We start from the raw sequence: 15,303 nt of genomic DNA, 5'->3' as shown, positions 1-15,303 counted from the left end.
ACATAAACGCCTAGCCTTGAAGCAAACGATTTCTTTAATTTTCTCGATGGCGTCGCGTTCTTTTCGTTCCTGGCAGCCTGGAGCGAGATCGACGCACCGTTGATCTTCCTGACCGACGGGGACAGGTTCACCCTGCCGGTCGCGTTGCTCAACCTGCAGTCGGGAAGCCTCGGCTCGGTCGACTCCGGCGCGCTGCAATCCGGTGACCGCCCGCCCGTACCTGGGCACCCGACGACCACCGCGCGCCTGGAGGACGAAGCCCGATGCTGCATCCGGATGTACACCCCGACCCGACCGTCGCGCACCGCGTGGCGACCCGGACCGGACCCGCCCAGCCGACGCCGGACGCCGTCGCCACGCTGCACCCGCTCGGGCTCGACGACGTACGGCTCGATCCGGCCGGACTGCTCGGCCAGTGGCAGGCCCGGAACGCCGCCGCCACCCTGCCGCACTGCGTGGCGCAACTGGACCGGGCCGGCGCGCTGGACAACCTGCGCCGGCTGCGCGACCGCGACGGCAACGGCGGCAACGGCAACGGCGACCGCGACGGCAACGGCGGCAACGGCAACGGGGACGGGTGCGGCGCCTTCACCGGTATGTGGTTCTCCGACTCCGACGTCTACAAGACGCTGGAGGCGGCGGCCTGGGAACTCGCCCGTCCGCAGCCCGGCACCGAACTGCGGGACTTCCTGGAGTCCACCGTCGCGCTGCTGGCCCAGGTGCAGGACGCGGACGGCTACCTCAACTCGTACGTGATGGCCGAGCGGCCGGACCGGAGGTGGCAGGAGCTGCACTGGAGCCACGAGCTGTACTGCGCCGGACACCTCTTCCAGGCCGCCGTGGCGACCGCCCGGGTGGGCGTGGGCAACTCGCTGGAAACGGTCGCGCGGCGCCTCGCCGACCTGCTGCTCGACCGGTTCGGGCCGGACGGTGTCGAGGCGGTGTGCGGGCATCCCGAGGTCGAGACCGCGCTGGTCGAGCTGTACCGCAGCACCGGGCACCGGCCCTACCTCAACCTGGCCCGGCGCTTCGTCGACCTGCGCGGGCGCGGGCTGCTGAACGCCGAGCGGTTCGGCCCGGTGTACCTCCAGGACCACGTGCCGGTACGGGACGCCGACGAGGTCGCCGGGCATGCCGTACGCCAGCTCTACCTGCTGGCCGGGGTGGTGGACGTGGCGGTGGAGACCGGCGACCATTCACTACTGGCGGCGGCGCGCCGGCTCTGGGACAGCGCCTACCTGACCAAGACGTACGTCACCGGCGCGCACGGCTCGCGGCACCGCGACGAGGCGTACGGCGACCCGTACGAGCTGCCGCCGGACCGGGCGTACGCCGAGACGTGTGCGGCGGTCGCCAGCTTCCAGTGGAACTGGCGGATGCTGCTCGCCGACGGCGCACACCGGTACGCCGACGAGATGGAACGGGTGCTCTACAACGCCGTCGCCGGGTCCACCGCCCTGGACGGTACGCACTTCTTCTACTCCAATCCGCTGCAACTGCGTACCGGGCACGATGGCTCCGACTCCGACGCCCCGGATCGGCGGATGCCCTGGTACGCCTGCGCCTGCTGCCCGCCGAACCTGGCCCGGCTGATGGCCTCGTTGCAGGCGTACACCGCCAGCGGGGACGGGCACGGAGTGCAGCTGCACCTGTACGCCGCCGGCACGGTCCACGCGACGGTGCACGGCCGGCCGGTCCGGGTGACGGTGCGGACCGGGTACCCGTGGGCCGGTCGGGTGGAGGTCGGCGTGCGGGCGGAGTCCACCGAGCCGTGGACGTTGGCGTTGCGCATTCCGGGCTGGTGCCAGGACTACCGGGTCGAGGCCGACGGCGCCGACGTGACGGTCGACGACGGGTACCTGCGGCTGACCCGGGACTGGTCCTCCGGCACCGTGACGCTGGAGTTGGCCATGCCGCCACGGCTGGTGGCGGCGCATCCGTACGTCGATGCCGTACGCGGCTGTCTCGCCCTGATCCGCGGTCCGCTGGTGTACTGCCTGGAGCAGGCGGACCTGCCACCGGGTACGCGGCTGGAGGACGTCCGCCTCGACCCGGCGGCACCGCTGGGAACCGCCGAGGTCGCCGGCGGCCCGCCGGATGCCGTGGCGCTGACCGTCGGCGGCATCGTGGCGCCGCCCGGCCCGGCCGCGCTCTACCGCGCCGGGACCACGCCGCCGACGGGTTCCGGCGCGCGGATCAGGCTCAGCGCGGTGCCGTACTTCCTCTGGGGCAATCGGGACCCCGGGCCGATGCGGGTCTGGATCCCCGTCGACACCGACACCTCCACCGGCACCGACACCTCCACCGGCACCGATACCTCCACCGGCGCCGGCGCTGTCCGGACCGACCGGCGGCCCCACCCCGGCGGCGCCGGATGAAACGGCGACCCGACGGACCGGGGGCGCGCCGCCCGGGCCGGTCGTGCCGCTGTCGGGGTCCGCCGGGCGCCTGCCGTCCCGGGTACGCCGTACCTCCCGTCCGCCCAGGCTGTCCCCACCGCACGGAGTAGTCCCCGCTCTGCCACCCAAGGGCCCGTCCCGGCCCCCTCCTCGATGCGAGGTAGACAGTGCAACGAAAGAGGTTCAGCTCAGCCCTGGCCGCCGCCCTGGTGGCCGCCACCACGCTCTCGGTGGTCGGCCTCGCCCCCCAGGCGAGCGCGGCGAACTCGACCCTGGTGGTCAACGCCGGCTCCCCGTTCCGGCCGGTCAGCCATCTCGCGGCCGGTGGACTCTACGCGCTGGCCGAGAACAACAGACCGTCCGACGCCATGCTTCTTCCGATCAAGATGAACACCCTCACCCAACCGGCCCCCGGGGTGGGGCAGCGGCCCAACGGCCAGCCGCCGGGCGGCGACTCGTTGCTGGTGGCGCCGCAGGCGACCCGGGTCGGCGCTGCCGAGTACATCCGGATGCCCGACATCTATCCGGACTTCCCGTACCGGTGGGTGAGCTGGAACGACTGGCTGGCCAAGGTGGACGCGCAGGTCAACGCGCGGCTGGCCGCGACCGGCACCAGCAACGTCACCGGTTGGGAGCTGTGGAACGAGCCCGACTGGACCTGGAACACCTCGGCCGCGGGCGCCTTCAACGCCGGCTGGGTCCGTACCTTCCAGCGGGTCCGGGCCCGCGACACCCTGACCCCGATCGTCGGGCCGAGCACCGCCGTCTACAACGAGTCCTGGATGCGCTCGTTCCTGACCTATGCCAGGGACAACAACGCGCTGCCGGACATCATCTGCTGGCACGAGCTGGAGGGCGCGGCCAGGATCGCCGGAGACATCGCCAACTACCGGGCGTTGGAGGCGTCGCTCGGGATCAGCCCCCGGCGCATCTCGATCAACGAGTACGCCACCCCGACCGAGATCGACCAGCCCGGGCCGGTGGCCAGCTACGTCGCCAAGTTCGAGCGCGGCGGCATCGACAACGCCCACCGGGCCTTCTGGTACGAGTACGGCACCGTCAACGGCCTGACCGTCAACAACCAGCCGACCGGTAGCTGGTGGCTGTACAAGTGGTACGGCGACATGGCCGGCAACATGGTGGTGACCAACCCGAGGGCCCAGACCGGGCTGGACGGCTTCGCCTCGGTCGATCCGACCCGGCGGGTCCTCGACGTCGTCCTCGGCGCCGAGTCCGGCACCAACAGTGTGCGCGTCACCGGACTCGGCAGCTTCGGCAGCAGCGTCTCGGTACGGGTGGAGTCGACCCCGGCGTCCGGCCGGTTCACCGCCGTCTCCGCGCCGACGACGATCAGCGACACGACGGCGACGGTCAGCAATGGCGAGCTCACCATCGCCATTCCGAACATGTCCGCCACCAGCGCCTATCACGTGCGGATCCAGCCCACCAGCGGCGTGCCCAGCTACCAGCAGCGGTACGAGGCGGAGAACGCGTCGATCTTCCGGGCCAACCGGTTCGGCAGCTCCAGCGCCTCCGCCGGGGCGTACGTCGGGCAGATCGACAACACCGGCGACCCGCGCACCGCCAGCTACCTCGACTTCGTCGTCAACGTGCCGACGGCCAGGTCGTACACGATGCGGATCGGGTACGCCAACGCCACCGGGGCCACCGCGACCCAGGGCCTGGCGTTCAACGGGGGTGCGTGGTCGAGCGTCAGCTATCCGCCCACCGCCGCGTGGGGGCAGTTCGGCGCCACGGTGAGCGTGAGCGTGAGCCTGCGGGCGGGGTACAACGTGATCCGGCTCGCCAAGGGTTCACCGAACTTCTCCGGCGGCACCGGCTACGCCGAACTGGACTACCTCGAGTTGACCTGATCACCGTGATGTCACCCGGGTGGTCGGCTCCGGCCGCCCACTCGGGCTCGCGGAGGGCCGCCGGCCACCGTCCGGATCGCCGACATCGTCATTTCCGGATTCCTCCGTCGTCGGGAGCCACGGCTCGGGTGATCCGGAGGCCGAGTCGACGTAGATGTTCGATCAGCTCCGGCGGCTCGTGGACGGTGAAGTCGCAATCGAGCAGCGTGAGCCGGAAGGCGAGCCAGTCGAGGGTGTCCTCCGGGCTGTGCCACCGGCACGACGTGTCGTCCAGTGGCGCCAACTTCCCCGCGTAATCACCCAGTCGGGCGGCGGCCTGCTCGGCTGGCATCGCCAGTGTCGCCACCGCCCGGAAGACCGGCACCAGGCCGTAGAGCCGGGTGGTCACGAACGCGGAGGCGTCGTCGGCTGGCAGTTCGCGGTGCGGTACCCGTACCCCTGTTGTTTTGGCGTTTTCGATCCGGTCGACCCGGAACGTGCGCCAGTCGTCGCGCTCGTTGTCGTGGGCGACGACGTACCAGCGACGGTCCACCAGGACCAGCCGGTGCGGTTCGACGAGCCGCCGGCTGGCGGCGCCGTCACCGGCGCGGTAGTCGAAGCGGACCCGCTCGTGTGCCGCGGCCGCTGCCGCGAGGACGATGAGCTGGGTCGGGTCGACCAGCGGCACCGCCGCCGCCGGCGACGACACGGTGGCCGCGCTGAGGGTGCGGACGTGCCGGCCCAGCCGCGGCGGCAGCACCTGCTGGAGTTTGGCGAGGGCCCGCAGCGAGGCCTCGGCGATCCCGGCAACCGGCTGCCGGGCCGCGGCGCGCAGGCCGACCGCGATCGCCACCGCCTCCTCGTCGTCGAGCAGCAGCGGTGGCATCGCCTTGCCCGCGACCAGCCGGTAGCCGCCCTGTACGCCCAGGCTGGCCTGGACCGGGTAGCCGAGTTCCCGCAGCCGGTCGACGTCGCGGCGCACCGTCCGTGGGCTCACCTCGAGACGCTCGGCCAGCTCGCTGCCGGGCCACTCCCGGGGCGTCTGCAGCAGGGAGAGCAGTCGTAGCAGGCGGGCCGGCGTGTCGCGCATGCTCCCATGATGGCGCACGATCTAGGACAGGTACCGGCCTAGTTCGGGTCTAACGTCGTTCATCTGGGTGTGGAGACGCTGCACCGGAATGAGGAGACGGATCGATGAAGGTTGTTCCCGACGGCTACCACACCGTGACCCCCTGGATGATCTCGCCGGGAAGGACGGGTGCGTTGATCGACTTCGTCGTCGGCGTGTTCGACGCCACCGAGCTGGCCCGGATGGAGGTGGGCGGGGTGATCGGCCACGCCGAGGTCCGGATCGGGGATTCGGTGGTGATGATGTTCGACAAGCCCCAGTGGCCGGAGACGCCCGCCTTCCTGCGCCTCTACGTCGGCGACGACGCCGAGGTGCTGCGCCGGGCCGTCGAGCGTGGCGCGACCGTCGTCACCGAGCCGACCGAGCTCTTCTGGGGCGACCGGGTCAGCCGTTTCCGCGACCCGTTCGGCAACCTGTGGTGGATCCACCAGCGGGTGGCGGAGCCCACCGAGGAGGAGATGGGTCAGCGGCTGAGCGACCCCGGGTTCACCAGGGCGATGGAGTACGTCCAGGGTGTCGAGTTCTCGCCCGGCGACTGAGGTCCTCCGGCCGACGTTGAAGGCCCCCTCCACGAGGCACGTTGCGCGGAACGCGCGTCGGGTCCGGTCGTGAGCGCCGCGATCACGAGGGCACCGGGCCGGTCGAGTCGCGTACCACCAGGGCGTGCCCGGTGGACCTGCGCCGGGGTCGCTTCGAGCGTGGCTTGAGCGCCAGGTCCAGCACCATCCGGCCCATGTCCGTCATCGGCAGCCGGACCGTCGTCAGGCTCGGCGCGAGGTCGGCGGCCACCGAGACGTCGTTGAAGCCGACCACCGAGATCCGATCCGGTACGCCGACCCGGTGCGCCCGCAGCGTCGAGAGCACCCCGATCGCCATCGAGTCGTTCAACGCGATGATCGCGGTGGTGTCGGGGTGCTCCCGCAGGATCTGCTCGGCGGCGATCCGGCCGCCGTCGCGGGTGAAGTCGGTCCGTACGACCGGCAGGTCCTCGATCGCCAGCCCGTGCCGCTGCAGCGCCTCCGCCACTCCGGCCAGCCGGTCGAGGACGGTGGTGAGCCCGCCGGTGGCCGACGCGATCGCGATCCGCCGGTGTCCCAGCCCGAGCAGGTGCTCGCCGAGGGCGCGTCCGCCAGCGGTGTTGTCGGGCAGTACGGCGTCGACGCCGAGGAAGTGCCGGCCGATGACCGCGACCCGACCGCCGAGGCTCTGGTACGCCGACAGTTCGTGCCTGGCCGGTGCCTCGACCCGTGGGTCGGCGTACCCGGAGCCGGCGATCAGGATGATCCCGACCCGCTGGGCGATGAGGTGCCGCAGTTGCCGCAGTTCGTAGTCGGGGTCGCGGCCCGAGTGGCAGATCTGCACCAGTAGGCCCTGTTCGCCGGCGACCTGGATGACCCCACCGGCGATCTCGGAGAAGTACGGGTCGTCGACCTGGTGGACGACGAGTCCCACGGTCGAGCTGGCGCCACCGGCCAGGGTCCGGGCGTACGGGTTGGCGACGTAGCCGAGTTCCTGCGAGACCTGACGTACCCGGTTCGCGACCTCCTCGCTGACCCCCTCCCGGCCGGCGAGCGCCCGGGACGCGGTCGCCAGCGACACACCGGCCCGCTCGGCGACGTCGACCAGGCGCAGCCTGGGGCCAGGTTTGGGCATCGGTAACTCCCGGTGAACATGAACGACCGTTGTCCTAACTATTGCCAGTGACGCAGGCCACAGCCTAAGGTACGAAAGCGCTTACGTAAGCGCTTTCGTTACCTGGGGCAGAGGAGCGTCAGCGATGACATCCCGAGCGATACGCACGCGATGGGCAACGGCCTTCGGCGCGGTGGTAGCACTCGCGCTGGCCGGATGTAGTGGCGACGACGGCGGATCGGGCTCCACCGACGATCCGATCGTCGTCGGGATCTCGCTGCCGCTGACCGGAGACTTCTCCGAGCCCGGCAAGGGCGTACAGCGGGGCTACGAGGCCTGGGCGAAGATCACCAACGACAAGGGTGGGCTCCTCGGCCGGCAGATCGAGCTGAAGATCCTCGACGACCAGTCCAATGCGGACCGGGTCGTCGCCGACTACGAACAGTTGATCGGCAAGGACAACGTGGACATCGTGGTGGGGCCGTTCTCGACCCGCCTCGTCGTTCCGGCGGCCCGGGTCGCCGAGGAGTACGGCATGTTGTTCGTCGAGCCGGCCGGCGCGGCGAACGAGGTCTTCCAACAGGGCTTCAAGAACCTGTTCTACGCGGCTCCGGCCGTGGCCAACGACCACTACAACCACCTCGCCGAATACCTCCTGGCGCTGCCGCCCGGCCAGCGTCCGACCACGGTGGCGTACGCGGCGATGGACGACCCGTTCGCCCAGGGCACCGCGTACGGGCTCAAGGCGAAGCTCGAGGCGGGCGGGGTCCGTACCGTCGTCGACGAGGTCTACCCGCCGAACACCACCGACTTCGGCAGCATCGCGGCGAAGATCGCGTCCTCCAAGGCCGACATGGTGGTGGGCGGCTCGCAGTACCAGGACGGCGTGAACCTGATCGTCGCCCTGCAACAGCTCAGGTACCAGCCCAAACTCGCCGCGTTCTCGACCGCGCCGACCAGCCCGGAGTTCGCCGCCGCGATCGGCAACAAGACCGAGGGCATCCTCTCGCCGACCGGCTACACCCAGAAGGCGCCGTACCCGAGCAATGTCGAGTTCGTCGAGAAGTACACCGCGCAGTTCGGCTCGGCGCCGGAGGAGGACGAGGCGAACGCGTACACCACGGGTCAGGTCGTCGCCGCAGCCGTCACCGCCGCCGGCTGCGCCGAGCAGGGTGAATGCCAGAAGAAACTGGTCGACTGGGTCCGGGGCAACAAGGTCGAGACCGTGGTCGGACCGCTCACCTGGGACGCCACCGGCAAGCCGCAGGGCGCGCACATGATCCAGCAATGGGTCGGTGGACAGATCCAGATCGTCCTGCCGGCCGAGGCGAAGGAGACCGACATCGTCTACCCGAAGCCGGCCTGGTGAGGTAGCGCGATGCCGTCCGGCGCCCTGCTCTTCCAGAGCGTCATCCTGGGCCTGCTGCTGGGAGGGCTCTACGCCCTCCTGGCGGCGGGCCTGACGCTCTACTTCGGCATCATGCGGGTGGTGATGATCGCCCACTCGGCGTTCCTCATCCTCGCCGCCTACCTCGCCTGGTGGTCCCACGCCAGGCTCGGCGTCGACCCGCTGCTGTCGATGATCGTCACCGTGCCGCTCTTCTTCGGCGTGGGGGTGGTGCTGCAACGACTGCTGCTCGCCCGGCTGCGGCCGGTGACCCTCACCATGATGTCGGTGCTGCTCACCTTCGCGATCGCGGTGGTCATCGAGGGACTCCTGGGATACGCCTTCACCGGTACCCAGCGGCGGATCCAACTCGGCTACGGCACCGCGAGCTTCGGCCTATTCGGCGCCCGGATCGCGGTGGTCAAGCTGATCGCGTTCGCGCTGGCCGGCGTCGCGCTGCTGACGCTCTACCTGCTGATGAAGAAGACGACGTTCGGCTGGGCGCTACGGGCGACGATCCAGCACCCGGACGCCGCCCGGCTCGTCGGGATCGACACCGACCGGGTCGCCGGCTTCGGCTTCGGCCTCGGGCTGGCCACCGCCGCCGTCGGGGGTACGGCACTGGCGCTGGACACCACCATCTATCCGTCGCTGCACTGGCACTGGATCGGGCCGCTGATGGCGATCATCGTGGTCGGCGGGCTCGGCAGCGTACCGGGCGCCGCGATCGCCGCGATGCTGCTCGGGCTGATGCAGAGCCTGTTGCAGATCCCGATGGGTACGACCTGGGCGCAGACGATCTTCTACCTCGCGCTCTTCGCGACGCTGGCGTTCCGGCCCCAGGGATTCTTCGGAGGTCGGCTTGCCCAGCGCTTCTGAGTCACCGACAGCGACCGCGACGTCCACGGGTGCGGGAGCCCCCGCGTCGGCCGTACCGTCACCGGTTCCGCCGGCGGCACGCGGCCCGGCCCGGCTCGGTCGGCTGCTCCAGGCGGTCGCGATCCTGGTCCTCGCCGCGGCGGTACTGTCGTTCCCGGCCCTGGCCCCCAATCCGTACATCCTGTCGGCCGGCATCGTCGTGCTGAACTACGCGGTGCTGTCGACGTCGTGGAACTTCGTCGGCGGATTCACCGGCTACATCTCGCTCGGCCACGGCGCGCTCGCCGGCCTCGGCGGGTACGCCACCGGCCTGTTCGTGGTCAAGGCCGGCCTGCCCAGCTTCGTCGCGCTGGCCGCCGCCGCCCTGCTGGTGGCGGCGCTCGCGGTGCCGATCGGCTTCGCCGCGCTGCGGGTCCGGGGCGCCTCGTTCGTCATCGTGTCGATCGCGCTGGTCCTGATCCTGCTGCTGGTCTTCCAGAGCTGGGCGTCGTTCACCGGCGGGTCACGCGGTCTCGTCGTGCCGCGCCCGTTCCCGGGCCTGCTCCGTCCGGAGCACCACCGGGTCTTCTTCTACCTGTTCGCGGCGCTGCTCGCCGTCGCCCTGCTCGCCTGGTGGCTGATCGACCGGTCGCGCTTCGGCCTCGGGCTCAAGGCGATCCGGGAGGACGAGGACAAGGCGGAGTCGCTCGGCACCGCGACCTTCGCCGCCAAGCTGGTGGTGTTCGTTGTCTCGGCCGGCTTCACCGGACTGGCCGGCGGCCTGTACGCGCTCTGGTTCGGCGACCTCGACCCGGTCTTCCAGTTCTCCATCCTGACCGGCGCCTACATGGTGCTGATGGCGCTGCTCGGCGGCGTGCGGAACCTGTTCGGCCCGCTGGTCGGGGCGCTCGTGGTCGGCATCGCGCTCGAATACTTCAAGGTGGAGTTCGGCAACAGCCCGCTGCACCTGGTCGCGACCGGAGTCCTGCTCGCCCTGGTCGTGATGTTCATGCCGGACGGGATCCTGCCGGCGATCGGCACGCTGTTCAACCGGTTCCTCCGGCCGACCCAGAGTTCGATCCGCGAGGTCACCGCCGCGCAGCTGCGGGATCGCGACGGCGGCGGACCCCCGGCACAGTCGACGGAGGACACCCCGATGGGCGAACGCACCGGGACGACGGCATGACCGGGGTGGGGGACTCCGGCGACGCCACGACCGGGGTACGGAGCCTGGAGACGGACGGGCTGACGAAGGCGTTCGGCGGCGTGGTGGCGCTCGACGCGGCGACCGTGTCGTTCCAGCACGGCCGGGTCAACGCGCTGATCGGCCCGAACGGGTCCGGCAAGACGACCTTCTTCAACTGCGTCACCGGAATGATCCGGCCGGACAGCGGTCACACGTCGTACCGGGGCCGGGACATCACCCGGAAGGCGCCGCACGCGATCGCGCGGGCCGGCGTCGGGCGTACCTTCCAGCTCTGTCGGGTCTTTCCCCGGATGTCGGCGCTGGACAACGTGCTCGCGGCGGCCCGGACCGGCGGGCCCTGGTCGCAGTTGCGGGGCGCCCGGCGCGGTGCGGAGGTGGACCGGGCCCGGGGTTGGCTGACCCGGCTCGGCATCGAGCACCTGGCCGACGTCGAGGCCCGGAACATGTCGTGGGGGCAGCAGAAGCTGCTGGAACTCGCCGGGGTGTTGATGAGCGACCCGGACACGGTGCTGCTCGACGAGCCGGCCGGCGGCGTCAACCCGGCACTCCTGGACCGGATCGGCGCACTGGTCCGCGAGCTCAACGCCGAGGGCCGGACCTTCATCATCGTCGAGCACAACATGGAGCTGGTGATGAGCATCAGCGACCACATCGTGGTGTTCGACCGGGGCCGACCGATCGCCGAGGGGCCGCCGTCGGTGATCCGGTCCGACGAGCGGGTACTGGGGGCCTACCTTGGCGTCTGAGATCGAACTTGTCGACATCCAGGCCGGTTACGGCCGGGCCGCCCCGGTGCTGCGCGGGCTCTCCGTCTCGGTCGAGCCCGGAACCATCGTCTGCCTGGTGGGCCCGAACGGCGCCGGCAAGTCGACCGTGCTCAAGGTCGCCAGCGGACTGCTGAAACCCCGGTCCGGCCGGATCCTCGTCGGTGGTGTCGACGTGACCGGCCAGGGGCCGCAACGGATGCTCGCCGCCGGTGTCGCGCACGTCCTCCAGGGGCACAGCGTCTTCCGCGAGATGACGGTGGCCGAGAACGTGCTGCTCGGCGGGTACACCATCCGGGACAAGGCGGTGGTGGCCGAGCGTACGGCGTTCGTCCGGGACCTCTTTCCGGTGGTCGCCGACCGGTGGCGGACGCTGGCCGGGTTGCTCTCCGGCGGTCAGCAGAAGCAGGTCGAGTTCGCCCGGTCGCTGATGGTCGATCCGAAGGTCGTACTCCTCGACGAGCCGTCGATGGGGCTGGACCCGAAGGCGACGAGCACGGTCTTCGAGCAGGTCGTGCGGATGCGTGACGCCGGCACCGCAGTGCTGCTGGTGGAGCAGAACGCCCGGCGCGCGTTGCAGACCGCCGACCTCGGCTGCGTGCTCGACCTCGGACGCGTACACATCTCCGGGCCGGCGGCGGAACTGCTGGCCGACCCGCAGCTCGGCGAGCTCTATCTCGGCGGCCGGCCCGCCGAGCCCACCACGACCGGGACGGCGGCGGCCCTTGACGCGGCGACAAGAGATGGATGACCACGGCACCAACGGCACCAGCGGTACCACCACATAGTTCTGCGTGGCGATGGCAGCGCCCGACGGAAGCGCCCGGGTGGCGCCCGCGTCGCCGCGACGCACAGAAAGGTGTACGCGATGTCGAGAGCCAGACGCCCTCTCGTCGCCACCGCCGCCTTCCTGGCAGCGGTGCTGGCGACGAGCGTTGCGGCGCCGCCAGCGTGGGGGCACGGCAACCGCCCCCGCGACGTCCACCCGTCCCTACGCCACGGCCTCGTCGCCCACTACGACTTCGACCACCCGGTCTGGGGCGATCCCGCCCGGGAACGGGACCGGGGCCGCTCCGGCACCACGATCGACCTGGTCAACGGCGGCGCCGCGATGCGGGTTCCCGACCGCGCGTACCGGGGCAGCGGCCGGGCCCTGCAGACCCGGCAGGTCGACCCGACGGCGGCCGGCAACGACGACTGGAAGGCCGGCGTCTACTCGGCGACCGGGGTGCCCAGCCTCGAGGCCTTCAACGCCGCCACCGGCACCACCGTGATGGGCTGGTTCAAGATGCTGGGCGATGCTCCGGCGCCCAACTCCAACACCGCCGGGCCGGACGACCGGTTCAACGCGATCGGCCTGGCCGGCGTACTGACCGGTGACTCCGACGGGCACGGCGTACGGGCCCTGCTCGAACTCATCAACGTCGACGGCGAACTGCGACTCGTCGCGCTGGGCCGACGGCTCGACGGTGGCGACTCCCAGACGTTCGCGGCCGCGCAGGACTGGCGGCACCTGCTGCCGGTCGGACAGTGGGTCCATCTCGCCGCCACCTTCGACTTCGACGACGGCGAGATGGCGCTCTACCGCAACGGCCGGGCGATCGACGGCTTCTACACCGCCACCGACGATCCGTGGTTGGTCGCCGGCCCCGGAAGGCACCGTACGACGGCCACCGATCCCCGGGGCATCAAGATCGGTGGCAGCTTCCCGCAGGACATCCGGGAGCAGAACCCGTGCGACTGCCGGATGGACTCGCTGATGTTCCTCGACCGCGTCGTTCCGGCGCACCTCGTCGCGGCGCAGTACCGCTACCAGACCGGTCGACGCTGACACCTCGACCGTCCCACCGAAGCTACCGACTGTCCTGAGCTACCGACTGTCCCGCCGAATCCGTCTCCCGAGAGGATGGAGTGACACTCGTGCGCATCACCACCCGTGCAGTTCGCGGCTGCGTCGCCACGGCCTCGCTGACGGCCGCCGCCCTCGTCCTGTCCACCCTGGTCGCCTCGCCGGCCCAGGCCGACCCGATCTACGATCCGGTACCCCAGCCCCCGATCCAGTCCGGCCTCGGTCTCGTGCTCGACGAGTACGCGGCGTTCCCGAAGTCGGAACCCACCCCGGCGCCCACCGACGTACGGCTGATGCGGCACGCCCGGATCAACGCCCTCGTCGAACTCCCCGACGGCTCCGGCCGGCAGGCCGTACCGGACCTCAACGGCCGGCTCTACCTCGTCGAGAACGGTGACCCGCACGTCTACCTCGACGTCGGCGCCACCTTCGCGCCGGAGTTCTTCTCCGGTCAGGGGCTCGGGCAGGGCTTCGGGTTCGTCACCTTCCACCCCGACTTCGCGCGCAACGGCCGGTTCTACACCGTGCACACCGAGCAGGCGTCCCGGGTGACCGAGACGCCGGACTTCGCGCAGGCCGGAACGCTCTTCCACGGCATCATCACCGAGTGGACCGCCACCGATCCGGCCGCCGACACCTTCGCCGGCAGCCGGCGCGAGGTGCTGCGGATCGGCTTCGCGGGCCGGGTGCACGGCATCCAGCAGATCGACTTCAACCCCACCGCCGACCGGAACGACGCCGACTACGGCTTCATCTACGCGGCGGTCGGCGACGGTGGCATCGGGGTCCGGAACACCGACCCGCAGAACATGGCGATGCCGCACGGCAAGATCCTCCGGATCGATCCGCGCGGCACCAACGCCGGCAACGGCAAGTACGGCGTGCCGCAGTCGAACCCGTTCGTCGGTGACCCGGGCGCCCTCGGCGAGATCTACGCGCTCGGCATGCGCGACCCGCACCGGTTCAGCTGGGATCCGGGTCAGGGCAACCGGATGTACCTCGGACACATCGGCGAGCACGCCATCGAGGCGATCTACGAGGTACGGGCCGGCGACAACCTCGGCTGGAGCGAGCGGGAGGGGGCCTTCGTCTTCGACAAGACGGCGACGAATCCGTGCGACCGGATCCTGCCGCTGCCCGCCGACGACGCGCGGTACGGCTACACGTACCCGGTGGCCGCGTACGACCACGACCCGCCGCCCAACTGGGACTGCACCTCGGACGTCGGGGTCGCGGTCGCCGGCGGATTCGTCTACCGGGGCGACGACGTGCCGGCGCTGCGCGGCAAGTACGTCTTCGGTGACCTCGTCGACGGTCGGGTCTTCTACACCGAGGCCAGCCAGATGCGCCGGGGTCGGGCCCTGGCGCCGCTCTACCAGCTGATGCTCTTCGACGACACCGGCCGGAAGGTACGGATCCAGGACCTGTCCGGGCCGGGCGCGCCCGGCGACCCGAACCGGGTGGACCTGCGGTTCGCTGTCGACGCCGAGGGCGAGCTGTACCTGTCGGCGAAGTCGAACGGCAAGATCTGGAAGGTCACCGGCACCCGGACCTTCGCCAGCGGTGCCGTCGGCGACACCCGGGCCCGCCAGCCGATGCATCCGACCAACTGGCGACCGGTCACCTCGGACAAGTGGCGGTTCACCGGCGAGCAGGTGATCCTCACCGAGGCGGGGGAGCAGCGCCCGGGCCCGCGCCGGCCGTTCGAGTACGCCGTACTGACCTCCGGGCCGCAGTTCGGTGCCGTGGAGGTGACCGCCAAGGTACGGCTGGACACCCCGGTCGAGGTCACCAACCGGGACGTGATCATCGTTTTCGGGTACCGCTCCGACACGGAGTTCTACTACGCCCACCTGTCGACCGACAACACGATCTATCCGCACAACGGCATCTTCAAGGTGGACGATGCCGACCGGGAGCGCATCGAGCACCAGTGGAACGGGGTGCGCGGGGCGCCACCGGCGATCACCGACGCCAGGTGGCACGACGTACGGCTGGTGCACCTGCCGGCGACCGGTGAGGTCGCGGTCTACCTGGACGGGTCCAGGGATCCGTTGATGACGGCGGTGGACACGACGTTCGCCTCGGGCCGGGTCGGCTTCGGCTCGTTCGACAACGTCGGACGGCTGCGTGACCTGAAGGTCCGGGGTACGCCGGCCTGATCCGGCGGTACGGACAGTGGTGTCGTGGCCGGCGGGGGAACCCGCCGGCCACGGCGTCTCGGC

General features: G+C 70.8%; 12 protein-coding genes. 10 read left to right on the top strand and 2 right to left on the bottom strand.

The genetic code is table 11. The features are described 5' to 3' along the window. Nucleotides 1–263 precede the first annotated feature (263 nt). Complete coding sequence (locus H4W31_RS35885) at nucleotides 264–2,378, top strand: glycoside hydrolase family 127 protein (RefSeq protein ID WP_192770662.1); 2,115 nt, start codon at nucleotides 264–266, stop codon at nucleotides 2,376–2,378. Nucleotides 2,379–2,566: 188 nt separating this feature from the next. Then, a complete protein-coding gene (locus H4W31_RS35880) occupies nucleotides 2,567–4,273 on the top strand; it encodes a hypothetical protein (protein WP_318783600.1) in 1,707 nt (568 codons plus the stop codon). Nucleotides 4,274–4,361: 88 nt separating this feature from the next. On the opposite strand, the gene H4W31_RS35875 is transcribed toward H4W31_RS35880, so the two are convergent. Further along, nucleotides 4,362–5,342 carry a helix-turn-helix transcriptional regulator gene (locus H4W31_RS35875; RefSeq protein WP_192770661.1) on the bottom strand — a complete coding sequence of 327 codons (981 nt, stop codon included), beginning with the start codon at nucleotides 5,340–5,342 and terminating at the stop codon, nucleotides 4,362–4,364. Between the two features lie 104 nt (nucleotides 5,343–5,446). On the opposite strand from H4W31_RS35875, the gene H4W31_RS35870 reads away from it, so the two are divergent. Further along, nucleotides 5,447–5,920 carry a VOC family protein gene (locus H4W31_RS35870; RefSeq protein WP_192770660.1) on the top strand — a complete coding sequence of 158 codons (474 nt, stop codon included), beginning with the start codon at nucleotides 5,447–5,449 and terminating at the stop codon, nucleotides 5,918–5,920. 82 nt (nucleotides 5,921–6,002) lie between these two features. Here the strand turns inward: H4W31_RS35870 and H4W31_RS35865 are convergent, their stop codons facing one another. Beyond that, nucleotides 6,003–7,034, bottom strand: coding sequence for a LacI family DNA-binding transcriptional regulator (locus H4W31_RS35865; protein ID WP_192770659.1), 1,032 nt, complete (start codon nucleotides 7,032–7,034; stop codon nucleotides 6,003–6,005). Nucleotides 7,035–7,158: 124 nt separating this feature from the next. On the opposite strand from H4W31_RS35865, the gene H4W31_RS35860 reads away from it, so the two are divergent. The 7 genes from H4W31_RS35860 to H4W31_RS35830 all read left to right on the top strand — a co-directional run bounded on the left by H4W31_RS35860 (nucleotide 7,159) and on the right by H4W31_RS35830 (nucleotide 15,240). After that, a complete protein-coding gene (locus tag H4W31_RS35860; RefSeq protein ID WP_192770658.1) occupies nucleotides 7,159–8,382 on the top strand; it encodes an amino acid ABC transporter substrate-binding protein in 1,224 nt (407 codons plus the stop codon). A gap of 9 nt (nucleotides 8,383–8,391) precedes the next feature. Further along, nucleotides 8,392–9,279: a branched-chain amino acid ABC transporter permease gene (locus H4W31_RS35855; RefSeq protein WP_192770657.1), complete on the top strand. Its 888-nt coding sequence runs from the start codon at nucleotides 8,392–8,394 to the stop codon at nucleotides 9,277–9,279. Further along, nucleotides 9,263–10,444 carry a branched-chain amino acid ABC transporter permease gene (locus tag H4W31_RS35850; RefSeq protein WP_225945860.1) on the top strand — a complete coding sequence of 394 codons (1,182 nt, stop codon included), beginning with the start codon at nucleotides 9,263–9,265 and terminating at the stop codon, nucleotides 10,442–10,444. The genes H4W31_RS35855 and H4W31_RS35850 overlap by 17 nt, the downstream gene beginning before the upstream one ends. Continuing rightward, nucleotides 10,441–11,211, top strand: coding sequence for an ABC transporter ATP-binding protein (locus H4W31_RS35845; protein WP_192770656.1), 771 nt, complete (start codon nucleotides 10,441–10,443; stop codon nucleotides 11,209–11,211). The genes H4W31_RS35850 and H4W31_RS35845 overlap by 4 nt, the downstream gene beginning before the upstream one ends. Then, entirely contained in the window at nucleotides 11,201–11,980 is a 780-nt protein-coding gene (locus tag H4W31_RS35840) for an ABC transporter ATP-binding protein (protein WP_192770655.1), read from the top strand. Before H4W31_RS35845 ends, H4W31_RS35840 begins: the two co-directional genes overlap by 11 nt. Nucleotides 11,981–12,097: 117 nt before the next feature. After that, nucleotides 12,098–13,060 (top strand): LamG domain-containing protein, encoded by a 963-nt coding sequence (locus H4W31_RS35835; protein WP_192770654.1) that lies wholly within the window; start codon nucleotides 12,098–12,100, stop codon nucleotides 13,058–13,060. An 89-nt stretch (nucleotides 13,061–13,149) separates the two neighbouring features. Beyond that, complete coding sequence (locus H4W31_RS35830) at nucleotides 13,150–15,240, top strand: PQQ-dependent sugar dehydrogenase (protein WP_318783599.1); 2,091 nt, start codon at nucleotides 13,150–13,152, stop codon at nucleotides 15,238–15,240. Nucleotides 15,241–15,303 lie beyond the last annotated feature (63 nt).

Origin of the sequence: Plantactinospora soyae, from assembly GCF_014874095.1 — a bacterium.
Lineage (GTDB): Bacteria > Actinomycetota > Actinomycetes > Mycobacteriales > Micromonosporaceae > Plantactinospora > Plantactinospora soyae.
Note: the sequence above shows the minus strand (reverse complement) of the source record. Positions and strands in the feature narration are given on the sequence as shown.

What these genes read in the sequence shown, in the direction of transcription:
- H4W31_RS35835 (WP_192770654.1), top strand. Translation starts at nt 12,098, where the DNA reads ATGTCGAGAGCCAGACGCCCTCTCGTCGCCACCGCCGCCTTCCTGGCA.
- H4W31_RS35885 (WP_192770662.1), top strand. Translation starts at nt 264, where the DNA reads ATGCTGCATCCGGATGTACACCCCGACCCGACCGTCGCGCACCGCGTG.
- H4W31_RS35870 (WP_192770660.1), top strand. Translation starts at nt 5,447, where the DNA reads ATGAAGGTTGTTCCCGACGGCTACCACACCGTGACCCCCTGGATGATC.
- H4W31_RS35875 (WP_192770661.1), bottom strand. Translation starts at nt 5,342, where the DNA reads ATGCGCGACACGCCGGCCCGCCTGCTACGACTGCTCTCCCTGCTGCAG.
- H4W31_RS35860 (WP_192770658.1), top strand. Translation starts at nt 7,159, where the DNA reads ATGACATCCCGAGCGATACGCACGCGATGGGCAACGGCCTTCGGCGCG.
- H4W31_RS35855 (WP_192770657.1), top strand. Translation starts at nt 8,392, where the DNA reads ATGCCGTCCGGCGCCCTGCTCTTCCAGAGCGTCATCCTGGGCCTGCTG.
- H4W31_RS35845 (WP_192770656.1), top strand. Translation starts at nt 10,441, where the DNA reads ATGACCGGGGTGGGGGACTCCGGCGACGCCACGACCGGGGTACGGAGC.
- H4W31_RS35865 (WP_192770659.1), bottom strand. Translation starts at nt 7,034, where the DNA reads ATGCCCAAACCTGGCCCCAGGCTGCGCCTGGTCGACGTCGCCGAGCGG.